Source organism: Streptomyces scopuliridis RB72 (assembly GCF_000718095.1).
GTDB classification, from domain to species: domain Bacteria; phylum Actinomycetota; class Actinomycetes; order Streptomycetales; family Streptomycetaceae; genus Streptomyces; species Streptomyces scopuliridis.
In genome coordinates this window covers 167953-190398 of sequence record NZ_JOEI01000003.1, presented here as the reverse complement: position 1 = coordinate 190398, position 22446 = coordinate 167953, and the positions used below count along the sequence as shown (strand labels likewise).

The window sequence follows — 22446 nt, the reverse complement described above, 5'->3', positions numbered from 1 at the left end:
CGCTCCAGCCCGCGTTGACCCAGCAGCCCACCACCGGCCGCTCAACCGGCGCGAGGTTCGCCAGTGCCGCCTCGGCGACCCGTCTGACCAGCGCGGTGGCCTGGGCCGGGCGCAGCCCCAGCGCCTTCGCGATCTGCTTCGGCGCGCTGCCGCGCTCCCTCATCTCCCAGACCCGGGCCAGCAGTTCCTCGTCGCGCGTTGTCACCGTCACGGTCTGCCACTTCCGTCTCGTTCCACGCGAAGCACGGGGTGCGTCGGCGGTGCTGCCATCCTGGGTTCGGGTGAGTCGGGACACGAAGCGGAACGGGCAGATCAGCATGGGTGAGACAGTGGGCAGGACCGTCGAGCAGGTGCGAGCGCTGGTCGGTTGGGTGAGCACGGGCCGCAAGCTGACCCAGACCGGCCGTGTGACGCTTGCCGACGCGCGAGCACTGGTGGAAGTTCTGGACACCGGCGACCGGATGGACCCGGTGATCGGGGACCGTACGTTCAAGACGAAGTCCAGCGAGGAGCTGTACCACCTCACGCTGCTGGTCGAGTGGGCGAAGGCGGCACGACTGCTGCGGACAGCGGGCGGGCGCCTGCTGCCGGTGAAGAAGAACGCCAAGCTGCTGGACCGCCCCGACGAGCTGCGTGGCGCGCTGTTCGCAGCGCTGCCGCACATCGGCCCGGCCGTGACGGTCTCCGGCTGGCTGGAATCACTATTCGCACACGAGTACGACCGGGGCCTGCGGGCGTTGCTGCAGCGGCTGTATGCGGCCACGGCCCCGGTGCCGCGCAGTGACCTGTACGAGGTGGTGTGGCAGGCGGTCAGCCCGCTGTACGTGCTCGACGACCTGTCCCCCGACCGCCTCCGGCATCTGCGCACCGCCAACGACCACGACATCCAACGGTCCCTGAAGGCCCTCGCCTCCCTGGGCGCTGTCCATCTCACGGAGGACAGCGCCGAGTTGACGGCGGACGGACGCACCGAGACGGCCCGGATGCGCGGCGAGCCCGAGCCCGGCGACGTGGTGTTGCGGATCCTCGTCGAGCTCGCAGACGTGGACGACCCCCGGGTTTGGCGGCAGCTGCTGGTACCCGCCTCACTCCGCCTGGACCGGCTTCACTCCGTGCTCCAGGACGCGATGGGCTGGCAGAACTGCCACATGCACGCGTTCACCATCGACGGCGTCCAGTACGGCCGCCCCGACGGCGAACTCGGACTCCGCGACGAGCGCAGCGCCACACTGGGCGCCCTGCTCAAACCGGGTGCCCACTTCGTGTACACGTACGACTTCGGGGACTCCTGGGAGCACCTCATCACCGTGGAGCAGGTCCAGACAGCCTCAGCCGGGCTTCCCTATCCGCACTGCGTGGACGGTGTCGGGGCGTGCCCGCCCGAGGACTGCGGCGGCGCCCCCGGCTACAGCGATCTCAAAGTGATCCTCGCCGACCCGGCGCATGAGGAACACCACGCCATGCTGGTGTGGTTCGGACTTCGGTCCGCCACGGAATTCGCCCCGGACCGTTTCACGCCGAACGAGGCCAACGCGCGGCTGCTGCACGTCACAGCACCATGACAGACGAGCCGTCCGGCCACGCCACCATTCGCGGCACGCACTGGTAAGGGGGTCAACACCAGGAGTATGGTCTCTTGTATGGCGACCACCAAGAAGGTGACGGTGACGATCCCCGAGGACCTCCTCGACGAGATCCGCGCGGAGGCGGCGGAACGGGGCCTGTCGGCGTACGTCGCCGAGGCGCTGCGCTTCAAGCGCGACCGGGACCGGCTGCGGGAACTGGCCGACTGGCTGCAGGAGGAACACGGCCCCCTCACCGAGGAGGAGCGCACGGCAGCGTTCGAGGAGTTGGAGGATCTCGACGCCGAGCACGGGCGCCGCCGCGCCGCCCGAGGGCACGACGCCGGAGAGGCCGCGTGAAGAAGCGGGGCACTGAGCACAGGCAGCGGCCCCTGCGCGTCTTCGTACTCGACTGCGAAGCCCTGTCCCTGGCAGTGCGCGGCGATCGGAAGATGATCGCCTGGCTCAACCTCGCGGCCCGAGGGGAAGCCGAGGTGGTGACGTCTCCGATGACGCTGGTCGAGGCGTACGACGGCAGAACCACCGAGCAGCGTTGGGACTGGGTACTCTCCCGGCTCAAGGTCGCCGACATCGGTAAGGACGAGGCCCGCCAGGCTCGACGCCTCCTGGCCGATGCCAAGCTGCACGGCCATAAGTACGCGATCGACGCCATGCTCGCCGTCATCGCGCGCCGGCAGAAGGGGCAGGTCACCGTCTTCACCTCGGACGTGGACGACCTGGAGCAGCTCCTCCCGGACGCCATCGTCGTCAAGAAGGTATGACCCGGCGCCCCGGTCTCAGTTCTGGTCTCATTCATCTCCGTCCAGCACAGTCCACCATCCGCCCAATACCCCGCTCCGCCGCAGGTCAGGACGCCCCCGAGCGTCACCGACCCGCCGGGCGAACCTTTGGAAAGCGTGTTAGGGGCAACCCCTCACGAGTTCGAATCTCGTATCCTCCGCCATTGCTCTCACTGGGCAATACGTCGAAGGCCCCCGCTGTTCGCAGCGGGGGCCTTCGACGCTCGTAGTCTCATCTACAGTCTCAACGGGACCCTTCGGAGCCTTCCGGCCTGCCCTCGTCGGCGTCCTTGGCCACCTCCCAGATGAGCCCCCGCCGACTCGTTGCGCCACGTCGGCGAGGATGCCGCCCGTCACGTGCTGGTAGCGCACCGCCATGGCGGTGGACGACCAGCCCGCGATCTGCATCACGACTCGCTCAGGGACACCGAGGATGAGCAGGACCGTGGCGACGGTGTGCCGAGCATCGTGCAGGCGCCCGTCCCGCCGTCTTCCCGGGTTTGCGTACGCCCGGCGAGGTGGCCTCGTCACTTCACCGCACTCCGCGTGCCGGGGCGCGGGCGTGCCGCGCGGCGGCGAGCCGGACCCGCGTTCGCCAGGAAAGCTCCTGGTCACGCGCACCTTCACGGACCGCCAGCCGGAGTAGGGTGAAGAGGCCGGGAGTACTTCGCACACCGACTCTCAGGCCAGTGTCGTTCCCGGCGAGCAACAACACCGGGACGTCGAAGAGGAGCCCCGGGGACAGGTTCGCGCCATGACCGCGACCATCGACCGTACGATCGTCAGCGAGCGTGTACCTTCGTCACCGGCCCGCCTCTCCTTCACTCCGGCAGGATCGCCTCCGGGTCTCCTGGACGGCGCCTGGTGGCCCCGCTCTCGCGATCTCTTCCACGAACTTCCCGCTCTGATGAAGGTGCTGGACGCGCGCTGGGATCGGATCACTCGTGTCACGGTGAACCCGACCCACTGGCCCGTGGTGCCACGAAAGGTGCCGGTGACCGGGCACACGGTGCACGTCGGCTGGTTCGCCGAAGAGCAGGACCCGAACAAGCTGATCCTCCTCTCCTACACCACAGGTCGCTGGGACCTGTTGGTGATCCCGCCGGAGACCGGCGCTGCTGCTGCCGCCCGGCTGATGTCCGCCGCGGCCACCCCCGGCGGCCTCCGCACCGCCAGTGCGCTGATGGCGAGCGAGAACACCACCCGGCACGCGCAGGAGGCGATGTGGCGGGAAGAAGAGTGGGAGACCGACGGCGGAGCCGTCTCAGCGACCGGGGACCCAGCCGGGCTCCTGGCCTCCGCCCGAGCGAGGTGAGGACGTGGAGACGATCATCACTGTGGCCGCGATCGTCGTCATGATCGCGGGAGGAATGTTCCTGATCCATCGGCTCAACACGCAGCACGACGAGCGGATCGCGGCCTTCCGCTACGGCGACGCCCCGCAGGGATCCGGACGGCAGAACCGCACGAGCCGACAGCCGACCGAGCCCATTGATCCGCCCGTGGCCATCCGCTACGAGCGCCACGCCGAGGGACCGCGGATGGCACCGACCGTTTTCTGACTGGGGCGGTGGGTGTGACGCGACGGCATCACACCCATCAACACGTCATCCCTGTCGTCCCTGATGATGAGTGAGGTCACCATGAAGCCACCAGAACTCCCCTCGGCCGGGCGCGCTGACGTGCGCATCGTCGCCGCGTCCCCCGAAGCCGCCCGTCAGGTCGCAGATGTTCTCCGTCGTCGCTTCGCCGCCACCGAACAGCGCAGCTACCCCGTCGACGACTCAGGCGGAACCCGCCTCCACCTCACCATCGACACCACCCACACACCAGAGTCGGCGCAGCCTTGGCTGGTATCCAGTCGATCCTCCGGGGACGCCCGCACACAAACGGACCAAATCTGAAACGAGGGCCCGCAATGGCGACGGGCAGGCGTACTACCGCGCATGGCCCGCAGGCTCCGAGTCGGCGCCCGGCACGAGTTGGTGGTAATCATGGCAACACTGCACGAGCGGAAGCTCTATCGCGAGAGGATCACGAAGGCCCTGTACGAGACCACGGAAGGCAATCGCTTCCTTGGCGTCACCGGGGCGAAGCTGCGCGACGATCTTCAGATCCCCGACCAGGATCTGGCCGCCGCCTGCGCATATCTGGTGGGCGAAGGACTCGTCACCGTCGACTGGGCACAAGGAAACACCCCCGTGATGGTCACGCTGACGCACCAGGGAATCCGGCTCATGGAGGCCGAAGAGGAGGAACGGGACTGACGCGACACGAAGGCGTCCCCTGGAGGAGTCAACCGAATTGGCATGAAATCCCCTTTATGTCACAGAAGGCGCCTTAGGCGTAGCATGAAAACCGGGTCCGCGCACTCTCACGTGCAACGACCTGAAAGGGCGGCCCCGGCGGGTATACGCCGGGGCCGTTGTGCAGCTTCCTTCGTCCGGCGGGAGCAGGGCGTCATCCGCGCAACGTCCACTCGCGCGTCCACACCAACAGCGCTGCCTTGACCAGCCGAAACACCCTTGCCCGTGGTCTCATCTCTGGTCTCGTTCACATGCGTCCGGGGCCGTTCAGGATCCCCGCCACCGACTGCTCCGCCGCAGGCCAAGACGCGCCCGCACATGCCCAAACCCCCGGACGAACGTTTGGAAAGCGTGTTGGGGGCAACCCCTCACGAGTTCGAATCTCGTATCCTCCGCCATTGCTCTCACCGGGCAATACGTCGAAGGGCCCCACCGCTCGCGGTGGGGCCCTTCGACGTTCGTCGTCTCAGCCGCCGCCGTTGTTGCACGCGTCGGGCGTGGATGCGTCATCCTTGACGTTCGTGCAGCGCCGGTCGGCCGACGGGTGTTGTTGTTCGTGTGAGGTGAGGTGTCCTCATCGGTAAGTCAGGTGGATCAACGCTGGCGGCATGGCTGCGGGGTCTTGATGTCCCGCGCCTGGAACGGGTGATGGGGGCGCGTTCGGACACCGTGTCCCCGCCGGAGCCGCGGTCCGTGGGTGAGCTGGCGGACCGGTTGCAGCGCCCGGGGTCGGTGGCGCTGGTTCTGCCCCGGCTCGCGCTGCCGTATCTGCAGGTGGCTGAGGCGCTGGCCGCGTTGGGGGCGTCCGCGACGCGTGACGCGCTCGTGAGGCTGCTGGGAGTGGCGGACGAGGAGGGCGCCCCGAGGCTGGACGCGGCGCTGGAGGTGCTGGCCGATCATGCGCTGGTCTGGTCGGACGGCAATGGGACGCTCCACATGGCGGCACCGTTGAGGCAGGCGTGGGAGGCGCCTTTGGGGCTGGACCCGCCGGTCTCGGAGCTGCTGGCGGGCGTGACCTCCGAGGATCTGCGCGGCATGCTGGCGGCGCTGGGCATCAAGCCGCCCGGCACCAAGCGGCAGCGGCTCACGGACCTGGTGGACCACCACAGCGATCCGGACCGGGTCACCGCCGTGGTCGCGCGGGCGCCCGCGGCGACCCGGGAGCTGCTTGAGCGTCTGGCCGACCCCGAGTTCCGACGGCGGCAGTCCGTCATGTTCGGGGCCCCGGGGCCGGGCGCCGGGCCGGGTGCCCGGTGGGCGCTGGACAGAGGACTGCTGGTCCAGGACCGCCAGCGGTACGGACCCGCCCGTATGCCCGCCCAGGTGGCGCTGGCTCTGCGCGGCCCGGACTGGCGCGCGCCGTTCGAACCCGTACCGCCCCTCGCCCGGCTGCTGCCGGTCACCACGGAGGAGGTGGAGCGGGAGGCGGCGGCCGCGGTCACCGCGTTCGCCGCTCACGCTTCCTCCGTGTTGTCGGTGTGTGCGGCCAAGCCGCCGGTCAGGCTGAAGTCCGGCGGGGTCGGGGTGCGCGAGCTGGTACGTATCGGCAAGGCGGCGCAGTGCGACGAGACCGTGCTGCGCGTCGTGCTGGAGACGGCGTACGCGGCCGGACTGCTGGCCCGGGACGGCGATCTCGTACCGGTGACCGCGGCGTACGACGCCTGGGCGGAGCTGGAGCCCGGGGAACGGATCCCGTTGCTGCTTCGGACGTGGTGGTCGCTGCCGCTCACCCCTGCCCAGACCCGCGACGAGGAGGGCAAGTCCGCTCCCGCGCTCGCCGGGAAACCGCCCTGCAACGGCTGCGTACAGGCCCGGCACGGGCTGCTCGCCGCCGCGGCGAACCTCCCGGCCGACCGGGGGGCGCGGCAAGCGTCCGAGGATCTGGGACCGCTGGTCGCCTGGCACCGTCCCCTCGCCGACCAACTGCCGCAGGACACGACGCCGTTCGCCACCGTCATCCGAGAAGCGGAGCTGCTCGGCGTCCTCGCCCGCGGTGCCCTGTCCGGGATCGGCGCCGCCCTGCTCGCCGACGACGCGGAAGAACTCCTCGCCGGCACGCGGCGGCTGCTGCCCGCTGCCACCGAGACGGCCCTCATCGGCGCCGATCTCACGGCCGTCGCCACCGGGACCCCCTCCGCCCGGCTCACCGCGCTCCTGGACTCCGTCGCCGACCGGGAGGCCGGTGGCACGGCATCGGTGTGGCGGTTCAGCCCCGGCAGTGTCCGCCGTGCACTGGACACCGGGCGCTCCCCCGACGGCATCACCGCCGACCTGACCGCTGTGGCGGCCGGGCCGCTGCCGCAGCCGCTGTCGTATCTGATCGCCGATACCGCGCGCCGCCACGGACACGTTCGCCTCGCGCCCGCCGCCTGCGTGATCCACGGTGAGGAACCCGCGCTTCTGGCCGAGCTCACCGTCCACCGCAAGCTCGCGGGGCTCGGCCTGCGGCAATTGGCACCGACCGTACTGATCAGCCGTACGCCACTCGACAAGACCCTCGCGGCACTCCGGGCCGAGGGCTACGCGCCCGTCGCCGAGACCGCCGACGGAACCGTCCGTATCGAAAAGGCCGAGCAGCACCGCGCCGCCGCGCCGGTCCCTTCTCCTCGCGCAGCCCGGGGCACCGCCGGCGCACAGCGACCGGTCGCGCGGATGAAGCGGGGTCGGGAGTCGGCCGACGGCCTGCGGGCGCTGGCCGTCAGGCTGCGGGAGTCCCCGGCGACCAGCCCGGCGCCGGACCCGGACAACGGGGTCCCCTTCGGCACCGACACCGAGGAGATCATCGCCGGGTACGCGAGCGCGCTGTCCCTCGCCGACGTACGCCAGCTGGCCCACGCCGTCGACGCCGGCCAGGCGATCACCATCGAGTACGTCGCCGCCTCGGGCAGCCACACCGTACGGAGCCTCAGCGATCTGGACCTGGACCCGCCCTACCTGCGGGCCTGGTGCCATCTGCGGAACGACGAACGTGTCTTCACGCTCTCCCGCGTCCAAAGCGTCATGCCCGCCCAGGACAGGGGCTAGGGCCTGCCGAGTGGTCCGGGGTGGTCTGCCGCCTACGCCTCGGCGAGCAGCGGGTCGAAGGCGGTCGAGCGCTCGCGACCCGACATGAAGGAGAGGAAGTCCTTCACGAACGCGCTGCGGGAGTAGCTCGCGTCGGCGCCGGTCACGGTGCGGCGGAACCCCGTCCGGAACAGGGCCCGGTATTCGTCCGCGTCGATGAACTGGTTGCCGTCCTTGTCGGTGGCGCTGAAGAGCACCTCGGCGACCCTGATCAGCGCGGGCCCGGCGAGGGAGGGGACACCGGCGGCGTACTCCTCCTTGCTGATGCGGCCGTCGCCGTCGGTGTCGAGAGCCGTCTGGAGTTCCCTCCACCACTCGGCGTACGCGTGGTAGAGCTTGGTCTCCGCCGGTTCGTCCAGATCGAGGCGGGACGACAACTCCCGTGCCATGGCCGCGAGATCGGGCCAGTCCAGATAGCCGTCCCCGGTCTGGTCCAGTACCGCCGTGAAGAACTCTTCGGCATCCCGCCCCGGCCCGGCCCCCTCGGCTGGACCGTGCTGCGCGGGAAAGGGCGTGACCAGCCGGAACAGGGCGCCGGCCCGCTTCATCCGGCCGCGCAGTGCGGTGAGCGTCGCGGCGCGGGGGTCGTCGCTGTCCGGGGACAGGAAGAGCAGGCTGGTGACGTTCTCGGTCCGGAGCCAGCCGTCGGGCAGGAAGCGCGCCAGGCCGGCGGCCACGTAGGCGCTCTGCATCAGCGTCTGGGCGCCGGGGATTTCGGGCAGACCCGCCCGTCGGCGGAAGGGTTCGGGGAGGGACGCCACGGTGATCGCGCCGATGACCGGGCCGGCGAGCGCGCGGCCGGCCGCCCACACGGTGGGCAGGCCGTCCAGCAGAGGCGGCGCCGGGAGATGGTCGAAGAGCTTGTAGAGGATGATGCGCAGCGCCTCCGTGCTCTCCAGCTCCTCCTGGACCATGTGGTCGTAGTACTGCCAGAACTCCTGCAACGTGGGCGGCAGATGGCCGGCCTGATCCCCGAAGGCCGCGAGGAGCGCCTGGAATTCGGCGTAGAGCTGGTTCATGGTGGTCTGGTCGAGCGGCTGCCCGCCCAGTCGGCACATGGTGACGGAGCTCTCGAACAACGTCGCGACGACCCAGGCGCGGACCTGGGGGTCCATCGCGTCGTACGGCCGGTTCCGCGCGTCCGTACCGCTCAGCCGCGCGTGCAGGCGGTTGAGCCGGGCCGCCTCCCTCTGCCGCGTCTCCTCGTCGGGGCCGAACATGCGTTGCAGGCTTACGAGGGTGTTGCGCAGCCGTCGCCACGGGTGCGCCACGAACGTCGAGTTGTCGATCAGGGCCGCGCCGATCTGCGGGTGAGCGGCTTCCAGCACCGTAGCTCTGAGCATGGCCAGTGCCCAGCGCGGATCGTTGAAGAACCGGTGGAACTGCGAGTCGGGGCCGAACAGAGACTCGGGCGGCGTTCCGAGTGGTGTTTCAGGTGGTGTTCCGGGGGTCGGTCGTGCGGGGTCGGGATGGTGATCGGTGGCTTCGGAACGGGTGCGCCGGGGGCGGCTGCTGCCTGTGTCCGTCACGAGTGTGGTTCTCCGTTCGCCTTCGGCGTCACGCCGCCGAAGCGGCGATCGCGTTGCTGGTAGGTGTGCAGGCACTCCAGGAAGTGCGGCGCGCGGAAGTCGGGCCAGAGCACCGACGGGAAGATCATTTCGGCGTAGGCCACGTGCCAGAGCATGAAGTTGGAGATGCGCTGTTCGCCGGAGGTCCGGATGACGAGATCCACATCGGGTGTGTCGGGAAAGGGCAGATGCGCGGCGAAGTGCCGCTCGTCGACGGCATCGGCCGCCACCCCGCTGCGGATGAGGGACCGTGCCGCCTCGACGATGTCCCTGCGTCCGCCGTGATCGAACGCCACGGTCAGCGTCATGCCTCGGTTCATGCCGGTCAGCGTCATCAGATCGGCGAAGTCCCGGGCCAGTGGTGAGGGAATCCTCGGGTCCGCCACGCCGAGGAAACGGCAGCGGATGCCGCGCGCGTGCAGCAGCGGGGCGTGTTTGCGTACGACGCGGCGCACCAGTCGCATGAGGAAGTCGACCTCGCTGCCCGGGCGTTGCCAGTTCTCGGTGGAGAACGCGTACAGGCTCAGCCACTCCACCCCCGCCGTCCGCGCCGCCTCGATGACGTCGATCACCGTCGCCTCGGCAGCCCGATGACCCGACGTACGCGGCAACGACCGCTGCGCGGCCCACCGGCCGTTCCCGTCCATGACGCAGGCGACGTGCCGCGGCACGCTCCTCTGCCCGCCCTCGGCGACCGGGCCACGTGCCGGCGTACGGGCCGACGACGCGGCAGCAGTGCCGCGGTCTCCTTCAGCCGTCACATGTGCTCCCCCCGGCTGTCACCACACAGTCCCCCCGCCGCGAGCGCCGCTGAGATCGACCCCCAGCAGAGTGCCGGTATCTCAGCCCGGGCGTATCGCACTCTCCGCACATTCACCCGTAGTACGTATGTCTGATTTCGCTGACCTCGTGGCGGAGCTTTGACCTGGGATGGGGTACGCACACCGAGCCGGTCGCCGGCGTCACCGTGTCTTGGGGAGACCCGCCGAGTCCACGGTGGTCGGCGGAGCGGAAGAGGTCACCGTAAAAGGCAACAGCACGCGAAGCGATCGCCCCGTACAAGGATGGACGCACGAGATCCTCAAGGACGCCCGCCGCCAGCGCAACGACGGAATATTTGGAAGGAGATTGGCAATGGCTTCGCTGGTTTATTTTCGCAAGGTTGCCGAATCGATTGATTCCGTCGAGTACATCTTTGGCTTCGATACGAACGATCCGCCTCGTCGGCTCCTGATGGACACGAAGAGTCGCAGGTCCCTACCTGTTGATGGCGAAATCGACTACGCATTCCTCAAGGCGTCACGCAAGATCAATGCACTGTATGAGGAGGTGTCACAATGGCCCGACCACGGAATGAGTGTCGGCTGACGACATCGCGCCATCGCGGAGGGTGGAACGGTGCGGAGGCGCCGGAGGTCAAGGCGATGCGTACCGAGATCCCCAGGGCGTTCGATCTCAGGCAGGCCGTGTACGGCTGCAGTACCAAACTGGCCCGCATGCCGCCGGGGCCACTCGGACATGTGGAGTTCCGTCATTCCGGAGCGAACTCCACCGCAGGAGAACTACGGTCCACTCCAGCAGAGCGTACCCGCAAGGACATCCGACCCCGTCTCCTCCATCTCCGCACAGGAGTGCGTCATGAGCGATCGCCTGGCCTCCTCCGGCTCAATTCGGGCATCGGCCATACCTTCAGCGACCGTACATGCTGAGGAAGTTGACAAGATTCTGTCGGCCATGGCTGAGGCCGGCGACGTCCTGCTCCGGGAGCATGAGGCTCAACAGGAGCGCAGGGAGAAACTGCACGAACATAGCGACTCTCTCATTGAGCAACGCAGCAAAGGGCTCGGTTCTATGTATGACCCCCGGACGGTGCTGGTCTCGATCCGTCTGGACCTGGCGAACAAGGCGGCGAAACGGCAACGGGATGCCACTCACGAATTTGTCTCCTGGTGGGCTGATGCGGCCACGGTGGCTTGGAGAGCCGCCGTCGGCGGGGCTCCCGTGCATCGCGCGCGCCTGATCGGTCCGACCCCGGAGAGCCTGCTGGATGACGACGATCTCGCCGCCCTGCCGCCGGTCGACGAGCAGACCCGCCGACTCGGGTGGTGTCCGGACGCGTGCTGCTGGGGCGGTGTGGACTTCGACCGCCGTGATCGCCTCGGCCGGGGGCGGCGGCTTGATGGGGCTCTCCGGCGACAACGAGGGCAGCCGGGGCAGGGCGGCGCGCCCTGCAGGCCGCCGCCGCGACCCCGGCCGGACGAACTGATGCGCCTGCTCGACTCCGAGCCCAGGCCCGGGCCCGGGCCTGGCCCGTGACCTGGTACGACACCAGGAAGCCGCTCCAGGGGCCGCGCATCTGGGCGGCGGGCCGCGTCGACGGCACCGTGCTGGCCGTCAGCGTGGACGTGGGCAGCGAGCTGCGCAGTCTCCAGGCCTTGGACCGGCACATCAGATACGCGGCCCTCGCCACGCTCGCCGTCGTCCCCATCCGTACGGCGCACGGGCCTGGAGACGGACATCACGGTGACGGGCCAACCGGTCGCCGAGACCGACCCCCGCCGCCTCGACCGCATCGTCACCAACCTGATCCTCAACGCCCACCGCCACGGCGCTGCGCCGGTCGAAGTCATGGTCGACGGCACGACCATCGTCGTACGCGACCACGGCCCCGGCCTCGGACTCGGCCTCACCATCGGCCAGGCCCAAGTCATCGGCGCCCACCTCACCCTGACGAACGCCAACACCCCCGGCGGAGCCGTCGCCACGCTGGAACTACCCCGCCAAACACCCGCAACACCAACCTGACCGATGCCCGCCAGAGCGCCAGGACCCCGGCTGCTCCGTGGTCCCGGTCCCGGCCTCGTTCCCCGACCTGCACCACCGTCCAGAAGTCCCGCCCGTGCCTACTGCACCCCAGCCTTAATCGCCCGGGTGCACTCGGACCGACCTTGACAGCCGGTCTCAGCGGGCGGGCCGGTCTCGGGCGCGGACATCCCCGGGCGAAAGACTTCCCCTTCGGGGTGTGCTCGGCCACCTACAGCCTGTAGCGTCAGCGCTTTCTCTGCGGCGTCGGCCGGGAGGAATACCGCACACGTTGGGTGCGTCCGGGCGCGGGCGCTTGGGGGTACGTAATGAACCAATACCGATTCAATCCGCCGCCCGGCTGGCCGACTCCGCCGGAGGGGTGGGTGCCGCCGCCCGGGTGGGAGCCTGAGCCGTCCTGGCCGGCGCCGCCTGACGGTTGGCAGTTGTGGGTGCCGGTGGACTCCATATCCGTGCCTCAAGGCGCATCGAGCGGAATGGCGCCGGGCGCCGCCCAGCATTCGCCCTCCGACGCGGCAGTGACCGGTCTCGTACCTCCTGCCCGGCGGGGTGGGATGCTCGGGCGCTTTAGGCGGGACGGACAGGCCGAGGTCGAGCAGTTGCGCGAGTGGATCTCCACCACGCAAGGAGCCGACGCATTGGAAGTGGCCCGGTTGATGCAGCGAACCCGCGATGAGGCGGAAGATCTGCGCGTACAGGCATCGGAAGAGGCGGAGGAGATCCTCCGTGAAGCCCGCGACGTCGTCAAAGAGATCAAGGCAGACGCCCGCCGAACAGCGCAGGAGACCGAGCGCGTCCGCAAGGAGGCCGACCGGCACCGCAGTGAGGCCTTCCATGCAGAGACTCATCTGACCGAGTTGCGCGCGCAGATCGTGACCACCGATGAGACGGCGATGCTCCAGCAGGTCGGCATCTACGCCTATCGCCATCCGCTGCAGGACGCCATCGCCTACCGCAGCACCCTGGACTCACTGCGCACCGAGATCAAGGATCTTGCCCGCAATGACCGGGCTGTCCTGGCGGCCACGGACTGGACAGTCAATGGTTCGGTGCGGGAAGGGCGCAAAATGGTGCGCGACTTCTCCAAACTCATGCTCCGCGCCTACAACGCCGAAGCCGACTACGCGGTGCGAAGTATGCGCCCGCACCGTCTGACCTCGCTGGTGGACCGCCTCTACAAGAGTCGGGAGACCGTCGCCAGGCTGGGCGCCACCATGCACATCCGCATCTCGGACGCCTACCACAGCGCCCGCGTCCGGGAACTGGAGCTGACGGCCGACTTCCTGCAGAAGAAGGAAGAGGAGAAGGAAGCACAGCGCGAGGCCCGGGCCCGCGACCGGGAAGAAGCAGCCGCTCAAAAGGAACTGGACCGTGAGCGGGAGAAGCTGCAGAAGGAGATGGGCCACTACCAGTCCGCGCTTGAGCGCCTGCGAGAGCGCGGGGACCACGCAGCGGTGAGAGAAATGGAGGCGAAGCTCGCAGACATCGAGAGCGCACTGAACGATGTGGAGGCCCGAGCCGCCAACGTGAGGACCGGATATGTCTACGTCATCTCCAACGTAGGAGCGTTCGGAGACCGCATCGTAAAGATCGGAATGACGCGGCGACTTGAGCCGTTGGAGCGCGTCTACGAGCTGAGCGGAGCGGCAGTCCCCTTCCGCTTCGACGTGCACGCCCTCATCTTCAGCAAGGACGCGGTCGGCTTGGAGACACGCCTGCACCAGGAGTTCGCGTCCCGTCGCGTCAACCGCGTCAACAGCAGGAAGGAGTTCTTCTACGTGACGCCCGGCGAGGTACGTGACACATTGGAACGCTACGTGGGCGAGCATGTGGTCGAGTTCAGCGAAGTGCCGCAGGCACTGGAGTGGCGAGCCAGCACAGCCGCTCAAAGCGCCTGACGGTACATGGTCAGCGCCACGGACAGGCCCTGCTCCGACTCGAACTCCACACCGCGCGAGCGTGGTCCGAAGTGTTCGGTGAGGTCCCGCGCGGCCACCCGGCGCTGCACTTCGAGATCGGTGCCTATGGGCGGTAGTTCTTCCTCGTATCCGACATTCGGCAGGAAGGGAGCCAGCCCTGTGACGAGTCCGCTGGCCAACTCGGCTCGCTGACCGCGTCCGTCCCCCTCGAAGCGTTCGTTGACCGCCTTCACCAATTCGATAAGGTCGAGGTACTGCTGTCGTCGGCCGGTACGCCCTGTCGTCGTCTCCACCGCCTCACCGAGGGCGGCCACGAACGCGCCGTCCTCAGCGATGTCCTTGCGACGGGCGGAGGCGAGGAACCACAGGCCTGTTGAGTCGGCGTGCGCGTTGCGGTACGCGATCGTCCGCAGCGCGACCACCGACGCTTCGGCTCCGCCCGCGCCACCCGCGCAGGTGTCGAGAATCAGCAGAAGATGCCGCAGGTCGCCCCGGCACAGGATGCGCACCAAATCCTCGGTGGCCAGTGCCGTCGTCACAAGATCCCCGTCTCGTGAATCCCAACAGAACAGATAGTGGCGGTCGCGCTCCTCCACGGAGCCATGGCCCGCGAAGTACACAACGACCACGTCGTCCCCGGTCAAGGCGGCGTCTTCCGACCAGTGAGCCAGCTTCCGGCGGATCTGCTCGGCCCCGTCGTACTCGCCGAGCCCTGGCAGCGCCGACTCGTACCCGAAGGCTGCGAAGAGCTCCGTGGTCGCGCGAACGTCGTTGGGCACGGACCGCAGTTGCTCGGCCTCGGAGAGATGACGGTACCGACCGCTCCCCAGCGCTATGAAGAATCGCCGACTCACTCAACCGCCCCACTGCTAAGTGTCACCGAGCCTGCGAAGACTGTAGCGAGACGACCGCCCATCGCACTCGGCGAGCGGAACATTGGTGAGGTGCATTGGCATTACGTAGTCAAGCGATACCCATGCTGGGCATCTGTTACGGCCCTGCGACAATCGGGGGGACGCTGTTGTACGGCACAGTGTGCCGTGGACGAGGGGGGATCCTGTGCCGACGACCTCCGAGCCGTTGCGGAAGCTGGGGTTTCTGACCATCGGGCTGTTCGACGAGGCCGATCCGGGGCGGGGGCACGAGTCGACGCTCGCGGTGATCGAGCTGGGTGAGCGGCTGGGGTTCGACAGTGCGTGGCTGCGGCATCGGCATCTGCAGTACGGCATCTCCTCGCCCGTCGCCGTGCTGGCGGCGGCTTCCCAGCGCACCAGCCGTATCCAGTTGGGCACCGCCGTCATCCCGCTGGGCTGGGAGAATCCGCTGCGACTGGCCGAGGATCTGGCGACCGTCGACATCCTGTCCGGAGGGCGTCTCCATCCGGGGATCAGCGTCGGCCCGCCGATGCGGTACGAGCGGGTGAAGCAGGCGCTCTATCCCGATACCGCCGATGCCGAGGACTTCAGTTACGAGCGGGTGCGGCGGCTGCTGGCGTTCCTGCGTGGGGAGCCGGCCACGGACTTCAGGGGTACGGAGGGCGTCGAAACGTTCTCCGACCGCGTCCAGCCGCACGCCGCCGGCCTGGCGGGCCGTATGTGGTACGGCGGGGCCAGTCTGCGGTCGGCGCGCTGGGCGGGTGAGCAGGGTATGAACTTCCTGACCAGCAGCGTCGTGAAGGCGGAGGAGTCCGAGGACTTCGCCGAGATCCAGCTCTCGCACATCCGCGCCTTCCGCGCCCACCACCCCGACGGCGATCGCGCCCGCGTGTCCCAGGGGCTCGTCGTCATCCCCACCGACAGCGCCTCGCCGGAGCAGCGCGCGAAGTACGAGGAGTACGCCCGGCAGCGGCTGCCGCGTACCGCCACGCCACAGGGGCCGGCCCGCCTGATGTTCGCGCCCGATCTCGTCGGCAGCTCCGCCGAACTCGCCGAACAGCTCTACGCCCACGCCGCGTTCCGGGAGGTCGACGAGGTCGCGTTCGCGCTGCCGTTCACCTTCGACCACGAGGACTACGTACAGATCCTCACCGACATGGCCACCAAGCTCGGCCCGGCCCTCGGCTGGCAGCCGGCCGCCTGATCCCGGTCCCGGACCGCGGCGGACGCCGCACACGCGTCCGTCCTCGGCTGGACGAAACCCGAGTTTCCGCCAAGTCTGCTTTCGCTGCCCGTTTGTCCCGTCGGCGCGCCCGGTTCGCTCGTGTGGGGGGACCTGACCTTCGGGTCGTCGGTGGGATCCGAGGGCGGGGCAGGCGGAGTGGGCGGGGTGGTGCGGGGGGTGGCGGGGTGACCGGGGCTCGGGGCGCTTGGGTGGTCTAGCTGGCAGTTCGGTAATTACCGGCCAGTATGGGCAAGGTGGCGCGTTTCGCTCCAACCAGTACGTCACTCTGGGACCATCAACGCCAACGAAAAACAGCGTCCTGACTGCCGTGGGGGGAGTGGCCATGGGGCTGCTCGGCGATGAGTTGGCGTTCGCGCGTGCTCTGACCGACCGGGAGAACGAGAGCGTGATGGCTCTCGGGAACCGGAAGCGCTACGCGGCCGACGCCCATCTCCTGACGGAGGGCGACCGGTCCACTCACGTCGTGATCATACTTCAGGGCTGGGTGACCGTTTCCGTGGCGACGGACCGGGGAGCCACCCGGCTGATTCTGGGGCTGCGCGGCCCCGGTGAACTGCTCGGTGAGATGGCCGCGCTGGACAGCCATCCCCGCAGCGCCACCGTGCGCGCGCTCGGCCCCATCGAGGCCCAGGTCATCGCGGGGGACGCGTTCCGCCGCTTTCTCGCGCTGCACCCACGGGTCAGCGGTCTGGTGATACGCCAGCTCACCTTCCGGCTCCGCAGCGCCGACCAGGAGCGGTCGGCGCTCGCCTCTCTCACGGTTCTGCAGCGCCTGGCCAGCCGGCTCACCGAGCTGTCGCGGGCCGAACCTTCCGGCCCGTACGCGCCCACCGTACCGACCTCCTCCGTACCGCCCCCCTCCGCGGCGCCCCCGTCCGTAACGAGCCCCTCCGTCACGGGGACCGCGCCCGCGGGCACCGTCGTACATCTGGCCCAGGACGAGCTGGCCGCCACCGTCGGGGCCACCCGGGAAGCCGTGGCCAAAGCCCTGCGGCTGCTGCGTAGCCAGCAGATCGTGCGCACGGGCAACCGAAGAGTGGAGATCCTCGACCCCGCTCTGCTCGCCCTCCTCGCCGACGGTCATCACGAGGAGAGACCGGAGTAGAGAACGGGGGCGGAGGTCCGGGCCGGTGTGTGTAAACGGCTACAGACGGCCTTCGTCCCGGGCGCGAAGCTGAGGGGGGACGGCAAGCGAACAGGACAGGGGGCACGGGGTGGACCACGACGCGATGGATGTCGCCGAGGCGCGCTACGAGTTGGTGATCAGCGTCGACGCGCGGCGCTCCGGGGAGTACGACGACGTGGACAAGCCACGTATGCGGGCCCGGATCTACCGGGTTCTGGAGGCGGCGTTCACCCACGCCAAAGTGGCGCGCGACGCCGTTCATATGGAGGACCGCGGCGACGGTGTGCTGCTGGCGGTGGCCGGCCGGATCGCGGTGACGCGGCTGCTCGGGCTGTGGCTGGTCGAGGTGCACGAGAATCTGCGGGACGAGAACCGCGCCCTGCGCGTACCGCTGGGGCTGCGGGTGGGCATGCATGTCGGCCCGGTCCGGCACGACGACCGGGGCATCAGCGGGCGCGCGGTCGATCTCGCGTGCCGCCTCGCCGACTCCCCCGTCGCCCGGCGGCTGTTGGACGCCGAGCGCGCCGATCTCGTGCTGGTGGTCTCGGACGCGCTGTACGAGGACGTGGTCAGCAGCGGCGGCAAGTTCATCGAGCCCGCGCACTACGCCTTGGCCCGCCTAAAGATCAAGGAAGGCGATGTCAACGCCTGGTTCCACCTTCCCGGGCGGCCCGCTCCGGTGATCCCGGCCGGTGATCCGCCGACGGCGGCGGAGGCAGCGCCCGCCGATGGTCCGCCGCCCGTCTCGGATACACCATCCGTCTCGGATACGCCGCCCGCCTCGGAGACGCCATCCGCCTCGGATACGCCGCCCGCCTCGGAGACGGATACCCCCCGCGCCCACTACACCGTCCACGGCGACATGTCCCAGCACTCCGACAACGTCTACCAGCAGCCCGTGCACATCGGACGGATCACCGAGCAGCGGAAGGGCTGAGCCACATGTCCGACGACGAACAGCGGCCGGCCGGAGCCCCCGAACGCGCACCCCAGCCCGACGACCAGGCCAGAGCCAGGGACGACCGGCCCAAGGACGACAGGCCCAAGGACGACAGGCCCCGCGGAGAAGAGGGCCGCGCCGACGGTGACGGCGGCTCCGCCGGCAGCGAGGCCGCGGAGAGGGACAAGGAAGAGCGGGAGAAGGAAGAGCGCGAGCGGGAACGGGAGCGCGTCACCGGGCGGTTCAAGGAGCACACCCGCGATCCGCTCGCCGAGGAGCAGGGCGACGACGGACCCACCGATCTGGCCGCCGCCTCACGGGCCCGCCACTCCACCCGGATGCTGTTCGACACCGGCCGGGATCTGAACAGCTTCGACCGTTCCTTCATCCAGAGTGCCCATATCGGCGATATCCATCTGCGGCTGGACTCCCGCCCGTCCGGTGCGGGGATGCGCAGCGGCCCCGTGCCCGAGGACGAACTGCGCGCCCTGCGCCGGGTCCATGTCGAACCGCAGGGGTACGTACGGCTGCGCAACGCGCTCACCGCCCGCCGATTACTCGTCCTCGGCGCCGCGCCCGGCACCGGACGTACGAGCACCGCGCTCTCCCTCCTCGACGAGGTCACGGCCGGCGCGCGCACGGAGCCCGGGTCGGGCCCCAGGGTGTCGCGGGTCGGTCCGGACGGTGGCGTGCGGCGGCTGGCCGACTTATTGGGCGGCGAGGGCGCGGAGGACCGGCACGGCACCGGGTATCTGCTGGAACTCGCCCTCACCAAGCCCGGTTCGCTGCCGCCGGACGCCATGGACCTGGACGGGCTGGCCGCGGCCCTGGACGGGTGCAAGGCCTTCGCGGTGATCGTCGTGACGCTCGGGTCGGCGGCGAACCCGCTGCTCACCGGGCGGTACGGAATGATCTGCCCGCCCGCGCCCACCCAGGAACTCCTCACCACCCGGCTGCGGGAGAAGCTGGAGGAACGCCGGGAGGGGCCGGCGGACCACGCCGCCGGAGCCCCGGACGACGGCCCCCGCCCGGACGACGACCCCCGCCCGGAAGACCTGCTCACCGCCGCCGAGGAGCTGGCGCAGCGCGAGGAGGTCCGCGACGCGGTCGGGCTGAAGGATCTGCGCCCCGCCGAGGCCGAGTTGCTCGCCTCGCTGCTGGCCGGGCATCTGCTGGGAGACCTCTCCTACGACGAGTTGCTGTCCGGCTGCCGGAGCCTCGCCGCCGGCCAGGCCCAGGAGTGGTTCGCCGGGGTGGACCGCGCACTGGCCGCGCTCCCGCCCGCCACGGACGGGGACACGGGACGGCCGGGCACGGGACGGCCGGGCACGGCGGCGCTGTTCCACCCCGTGGCGTTCCGTATCGCGCTCGCCGTACTCGGCGGGGCCCCGCACAGCGCCGTGGCCGCCGCCGCCCATCTGCTCACCTGGGAACTGTCCGTACAGAGCGATCCGGACAACACCCCGGCCCGCCCGCTGTTCTGCGACGACCCGGAATCCGATCTGGCGCTCTCGCGCGCCGAACTGACCGACGGCCGGGTCGAGGTGGCCGGTGCCGAGGTGGACGCCCGGCTGATCTGGTACCGGGGCTCGGCCCTGCCCGCCGCGGTGCTGGCCGAGCTCTGGGACCGGCACTTCCCCGTACGCGCGCCGGTCGTGCGCTGGCTGCGGCTGCTGTCGGACGACCCGCGCCCCCATGTGTGGATGCGCGCCGCGGTGGCCGCCGGGGAGCTGTGCGTACGGGACTTCGACCACAGCTACGCGGAGCTGATCCGGCCGCTCGCCGAGGCGGCCACCCCCCGTCGGCGGATCTTCGCGGCCACCACGATGGACCAGGCGGCCGGCCATGCCTCGCACCGTAAAGCGGTGTGGAAGCTGGTCGACGACTGGAGCAGGTACGGGTCGAAGTCGCTGCGCTGGACGGCGGCGATGGCGCTCGGTTACGGAAACGCCGCGGCGACGACCGACGACGCGCTGGACGCCCTGGCCCGGATCGGGGTCCGTGACGACGGGGACCAGCTGGCGGTCGCCTCGTTCAATGCCGTACGGCTGCTGGCGCTGCCGGACGTCGCGAAGGTGCTGCGGCGGATGGCCGACTGGACCCACCACCGGCGCGAGGCGTACCAGGACCTCGGTCTGGTGACCACCGTCCGGCTGGCGGTGACCGGGGTGGACGAGGTACCGGCCGCCGAGCCCGGCTCCCCGCTGGGCGACCGCGGCGACTGGCCGCTGCCGCTCGCCCTCGCCGCCACCCGCCCCGAACTCGTCCGCCCGATGGCCGACTTGCTGTGGACGGCGCTGAACACCCCGCGGTCGAAGGACGTGGCCATGGACGCGCTGGAGACCCTGCTGCGCGCGGCCGTGCGCAAGGACGGCACCGAGTGGGCCCGGCCGGGGCTGGCGGCGCTGCTGCCCGCGCTGGCGGCCGAGGAGCACGACCGGCGGCGGCTGGACTGGCTGCTGCGCCGAATGATGAACGATCCGGAGAATCCGCTCCCCGACGCGCAGGCGCGCTCCTTGTGGTGGCTCGCCGTCCCGTCGCCGGACCGGACGGGCGAGGAGGAGAGGCATGGCTGAGGACGAGGGCGTGGCGCCGGACCGGGGTGCGGCGGCTGACCGGAGCGCGGCCGACGGCTCGGGACCCGCGGGCCCGTTCCTGCGGGAGTACGCGCCGACGGGACCGTTCCGGCAGGCGGGCGCCCGTACCGCCTCGGTGCTGTTCTACCGGAACGGCGGCTACAGCGTGGCCACCGTCTCCGGTATCCAGCACTACGACAAGCCGGCGCTGGCCCGGCCGCGCACCATCTGCGAGATCGCGCTCGGCACGTTCGTGACGACGCTCCAGATGGAGCTGCCCGCCGCGGGCGGCACCACCTTCTTCAAGGCCGAGGTGGACATCCACTGGACGGTGACCGATCCCCATCTGGTCGCCACCGAGGTGGTGACCGATGTCGCGCAGCGGCTCACCGCCCCGACGCTGGAGCGGCTGCGCGAGGTCTCCTCGGAGTTCCCGGTGGCCCAGGCCGAACAGGCCGACCGCGTCATCACCCGCAACTGCGCCGGCGGGCGCTGGGACGACCTGGGCGCCGAGTTCGGCCTGCGGGTACGGCTGTACGTACGGCTGCGGGTGGACGACAGAACGATCCACCACATGGACGACATCCGGGACGCGCACGCCTCGGCCGAGGTGACGCGGGTGCACCAGAGCAGGTTCCGCGCCATGCTCCAGGGCGGGGAGCTGGACCAGCTCAGCTACATGCTGGCGGCCGAACCCCAGGCGGCCAAGGACTTCCTGGAGAAGATCCGCCAGGAGGGCAGGCAGGACGAGAAGGAGCGCGTCGACCGGCTCTTCGACATGGTCGCCAGCGGCCAGATCCAGTCCAACGACGTGGAGTCACAGGCGCTGGAGCTGCTCAACCGGGGCCGCCACCGCGTCCAGGGACCCATCGGCTCCCTGCCCGCCCGCCGCGAGACCCCGCGGCTGGAGCCGCCCGCGGCCGAGCCGTTCACCCCGGACTGGGTGGAGGACGCACCGCCTTCCCGGGCCGGGCGCGGGCCCTACCCGCCGGAGGACGAGGACGCCGTACCGGAGCCGCCGCGCCGCCGGAGCCGCGGCCGGGACGACGGATGGTCCTGGGCGGAGGAGGACTGATGACCGCCGACAGCGGCGCACGCGCTTCCTCCGACCCGGTCGGGCCCGTGCCGGACGGGGGTCTGCACGGGAACGACCGGGCGGGGGAACGTATCGCGGAACGGTTGCTGAGCACGGTCAGGGAGGACCTCGGCCGGGCCGACTCGAAGGCCGCCGTACTGCTCTCCGGAGCACTGGCGCTGCCCGCGTTCCTGATCAGCCGGCACGGCGCGCCCGACTGGCACGGGGCGGCCGACGCCACGCTGGTCGTCGCGGGCGTGCTCTGGGCGATCGCGGTGACCGCGCTGGTCCGGGCGCTCATGCCGCGTACGGGCACGATCCGCGCCCAGGACGGGGTGACGTACTTCGGCGATCTGCTGGCCCCGCACGACTTCGCGCGGCTGTCCGCCGAGGTCACCGAGGCCGGGCGTGACCCGGCCGGGTGGCTGCTCATACAGGCCGTGGACGTCAGCTCGATCCTGTCCGCCAAGTACCGCGCCATCCGCTGGGGAGTGAGCGCGCTGGCCCCCGCGGCGGCGCTCGCACTGATCTGGAGTCTGACCGCGCGCTGACCCGCGCCGCCCGGCA

At 70.0% G+C, this 22446-nt stretch carries 20 protein-coding genes and 2 pseudogenes; 18 read left to right on the top strand and 4 right to left on the bottom strand.

Annotated elements, in window-relative coordinates; genetic code table 11:
• Positions 1 to 14 precede the first annotated feature (14 nt).
• From IF11_RS39930 to IF11_RS0104060, 3 genes are all read left to right on the top strand, one after another.
• Positions 15 to 1562: a plasmid pRiA4b ORF-3 family protein gene (locus IF11_RS39930; RefSeq protein WP_240627955.1), complete on the top strand. Its 1548-nt coding sequence runs from the start codon at positions 15 to 17 to the stop codon at positions 1560 to 1562.
• Positions 1563 to 1640: 78 nt separating this feature from the next.
• A complete protein-coding gene (locus IF11_RS0104065; RefSeq protein WP_240627957.1) occupies positions 1641 to 1922 on the top strand; it encodes a ribbon-helix-helix domain-containing protein in 282 nt (93 codons plus the stop codon).
• A complete protein-coding gene (locus tag IF11_RS0104060; RefSeq protein ID WP_030350008.1) occupies positions 1919 to 2344 on the top strand; it encodes a PIN domain-containing protein in 426 nt (141 codons plus the stop codon). Before IF11_RS0104065 ends, IF11_RS0104060 begins: the two co-directional genes overlap by 4 nt.
• Positions 2345 to 2606: 262 nt before the next feature.
• On the opposite strand, the pseudogene IF11_RS43400 reads toward IF11_RS0104060, so the two are convergent.
• Positions 2607 to 2848, bottom strand: a pseudogene (locus IF11_RS43400) (tyrosine-type recombinase/integrase); the annotation flags it as partial.
• 268 nt (positions 2849 to 3116) lie between these two features.
• Between IF11_RS43400 and IF11_RS0104055 the strand changes: the two are divergent.
• From IF11_RS0104055 to IF11_RS0104040, 5 genes are all read left to right on the top strand, one after another.
• Entirely contained in the window at positions 3117 to 3677 is a 561-nt protein-coding gene (locus IF11_RS0104055; RefSeq protein ID WP_030350007.1) for a DUF5994 family protein, read from the top strand.
• 4 nt (positions 3678 to 3681) lie between these two features.
• The gene (locus IF11_RS0104050; RefSeq protein ID WP_030350006.1) at positions 3682 to 3924 is read left to right on the top strand and encodes a hypothetical protein; all 243 of its coding nucleotides are present in this window, start codon (positions 3682 to 3684) and stop codon (positions 3922 to 3924) included.
• An 81-nt stretch (positions 3925 to 4005) separates the two neighbouring features.
• Positions 4006 to 4266, top strand: a complete 261-nt coding sequence (locus IF11_RS41875; RefSeq protein ID WP_078490432.1) for a hypothetical protein — start codon at positions 4006 to 4008, stop codon at positions 4264 to 4266.
• 90 nt (positions 4267 to 4356) lie between these two features.
• Positions 4357 to 4629 carry a hypothetical protein gene (locus IF11_RS0104045; protein WP_030350005.1) on the top strand — a complete coding sequence of 91 codons (273 nt, stop codon included), beginning with the start codon at positions 4357 to 4359 and terminating at the stop codon, positions 4627 to 4629.
• Positions 4630 to 5316: 687 nt separating this feature from the next.
• Complete coding sequence (locus IF11_RS0104040) at positions 5317 to 7692, top strand: helicase-associated domain-containing protein (RefSeq protein WP_078490430.1); 2376 nt, start codon at positions 5317 to 5319, stop codon at positions 7690 to 7692.
• 32 nt (positions 7693 to 7724) lie between these two features.
• Here the strand turns inward: IF11_RS0104040 and IF11_RS0104035 are convergent, their stop codons facing one another.
• Both IF11_RS0104035 and uppS read right to left on the bottom strand, forming a co-directional pair.
• The gene (locus IF11_RS0104035) at positions 7725 to 9134 is read right to left on the bottom strand and encodes an oxygenase MpaB family protein (RefSeq protein ID WP_030350003.1); all 1410 of its coding nucleotides are present in this window, start codon (positions 9132 to 9134) and stop codon (positions 7725 to 7727) included.
• 122 nt (positions 9135 to 9256) lie between these two features.
• Entirely contained in the window at positions 9257 to 9970 is a 714-nt protein-coding gene (gene uppS, locus IF11_RS0104030) for a polyprenyl diphosphate synthase (protein ID WP_106979101.1), read from the bottom strand.
• Positions 9971 to 10433: 463 nt separating this feature from the next.
• Between uppS and IF11_RS0104025 the strand changes: the two genes are divergently transcribed.
• The 4 genes and pseudogenes from IF11_RS0104025 (at position 10434) to IF11_RS0104010 (ending at position 14020) form a co-directional block, all read left to right on the top strand.
• The gene (locus IF11_RS0104025; protein ID WP_030350001.1) at positions 10434 to 10667 is read left to right on the top strand and encodes a hypothetical protein; all 234 of its coding nucleotides are present in this window, start codon (positions 10434 to 10436) and stop codon (positions 10665 to 10667) included.
• Positions 10668 to 10937: 270 nt separating this feature from the next.
• The gene (locus IF11_RS40680; RefSeq protein WP_133243341.1) at positions 10938 to 11615 is read left to right on the top strand and encodes a hypothetical protein; all 678 of its coding nucleotides are present in this window, start codon (positions 10938 to 10940) and stop codon (positions 11613 to 11615) included.
• Between the two features lie 165 nt (positions 11616 to 11780).
• Positions 11781 to 12104 (top strand): annotated as a pseudogene (locus tag IF11_RS0104015) (two-component sensor histidine kinase); the annotation flags it as partial.
• 494 nt (positions 12105 to 12598) lie between these two features.
• Positions 12599 to 14020: an SNIPE associated domain-containing protein gene (locus IF11_RS0104010; RefSeq protein WP_240627959.1), complete on the top strand. Its 1422-nt coding sequence runs from the start codon at positions 12599 to 12601 to the stop codon at positions 14018 to 14020.
• Here the strand turns inward: IF11_RS0104010 and IF11_RS0104005 are convergent.
• Positions 14008 to 14895: a caspase family protein gene (locus IF11_RS0104005; protein WP_078490424.1), complete on the bottom strand. Its 888-nt coding sequence runs from the start codon at positions 14893 to 14895 to the stop codon at positions 14008 to 14010. The two genes, IF11_RS0104010 and IF11_RS0104005, sit on opposite strands and share 13 nt — an antisense overlap.
• Before the next feature lie 205 nt (positions 14896 to 15100).
• On the opposite strand from IF11_RS0104005, the gene IF11_RS0104000 reads away from it, so the two are divergent.
• The 6 genes from IF11_RS0104000 (at position 15101) to IF11_RS0103975 (ending at position 22430) form a co-directional block, all read left to right on the top strand.
• Positions 15101 to 16120, top strand: coding sequence for an LLM class flavin-dependent oxidoreductase (locus tag IF11_RS0104000; protein WP_030349997.1), 1020 nt, complete (start codon positions 15101 to 15103; stop codon positions 16118 to 16120).
• Positions 16121 to 16484: 364 nt separating this feature from the next.
• Entirely contained in the window at positions 16485 to 17267 is a 783-nt protein-coding gene (locus IF11_RS0103995) for a Crp/Fnr family transcriptional regulator (RefSeq protein ID WP_030349996.1), read from the top strand.
• A 109-nt stretch (positions 17268 to 17376) separates the two neighbouring features.
• A complete protein-coding gene (locus IF11_RS0103990) occupies positions 17377 to 18225 on the top strand; it encodes a hypothetical protein (protein WP_030349995.1) in 849 nt (282 codons plus the stop codon).
• A 5-nt stretch (positions 18226 to 18230) separates the two neighbouring features.
• Positions 18231 to 20804 (top strand): hypothetical protein, encoded by a 2574-nt coding sequence (locus IF11_RS0103985; protein ID WP_078490423.1) that lies wholly within the window; start codon positions 18231 to 18233, stop codon positions 20802 to 20804.
• Entirely contained in the window at positions 20797 to 21879 is a 1083-nt protein-coding gene (locus tag IF11_RS0103980; RefSeq protein ID WP_030349993.1) for a hypothetical protein, read from the top strand. Before IF11_RS0103985 ends, IF11_RS0103980 begins: the two co-directional genes overlap by 8 nt.
• The gene (locus tag IF11_RS0103975; RefSeq protein WP_030349992.1) at positions 21879 to 22430 is read left to right on the top strand and encodes a Pycsar system effector family protein; all 552 of its coding nucleotides are present in this window, start codon (positions 21879 to 21881) and stop codon (positions 22428 to 22430) included. Before IF11_RS0103980 ends, IF11_RS0103975 begins: the two co-directional genes overlap by 1 nt.
• Positions 22431 to 22446 lie beyond the last annotated feature (16 nt).

Bases quoted from the DNA above. Each gene is read 5' to 3' on its own strand.
- IF11_RS0104065 (WP_240627957.1), top strand. From the start codon at position 1,641: ATGGCGACCACCAAGAAGGTGACGGTGACGATCCCCGAGGACCTCCTC.
- IF11_RS0104055 (WP_030350007.1), top strand. From the start codon at position 3,117: ATGACCGCGACCATCGACCGTACGATCGTCAGCGAGCGTGTACCTTCG.
- IF11_RS41875 (WP_078490432.1), top strand. From the start codon at position 4,006: ATGAAGCCACCAGAACTCCCCTCGGCCGGGCGCGCTGACGTGCGCATC.
- IF11_RS0104045 (WP_030350005.1), top strand. From the start codon at position 4,357: ATGGCAACACTGCACGAGCGGAAGCTCTATCGCGAGAGGATCACGAAG.
- IF11_RS0104040 (WP_078490430.1), top strand. From the start codon at position 5,317: ATGGGGGCGCGTTCGGACACCGTGTCCCCGCCGGAGCCGCGGTCCGTG.
- IF11_RS0104025 (WP_030350001.1), top strand. From the start codon at position 10,434: ATGGCTTCGCTGGTTTATTTTCGCAAGGTTGCCGAATCGATTGATTCC.
- IF11_RS40680 (WP_133243341.1), top strand. From the start codon at position 10,938: ATGAGCGATCGCCTGGCCTCCTCCGGCTCAATTCGGGCATCGGCCATA.
- IF11_RS0104010 (WP_240627959.1), top strand. From the start codon at position 12,599: ATGGCGCCGGGCGCCGCCCAGCATTCGCCCTCCGACGCGGCAGTGACC.
- IF11_RS0103995 (WP_030349996.1), top strand. From the start codon at position 16,485: ATGGGGCTGCTCGGCGATGAGTTGGCGTTCGCGCGTGCTCTGACCGAC.
- IF11_RS0103985 (WP_078490423.1), top strand. From the start codon at position 18,231: ATGTCCGACGACGAACAGCGGCCGGCCGGAGCCCCCGAACGCGCACCC.
- IF11_RS0103980 (WP_030349993.1), top strand. From the start codon at position 20,797: ATGGCTGAGGACGAGGGCGTGGCGCCGGACCGGGGTGCGGCGGCTGAC.
- IF11_RS0103975 (WP_030349992.1), top strand. From the start codon at position 21,879: ATGACCGCCGACAGCGGCGCACGCGCTTCCTCCGACCCGGTCGGGCCC.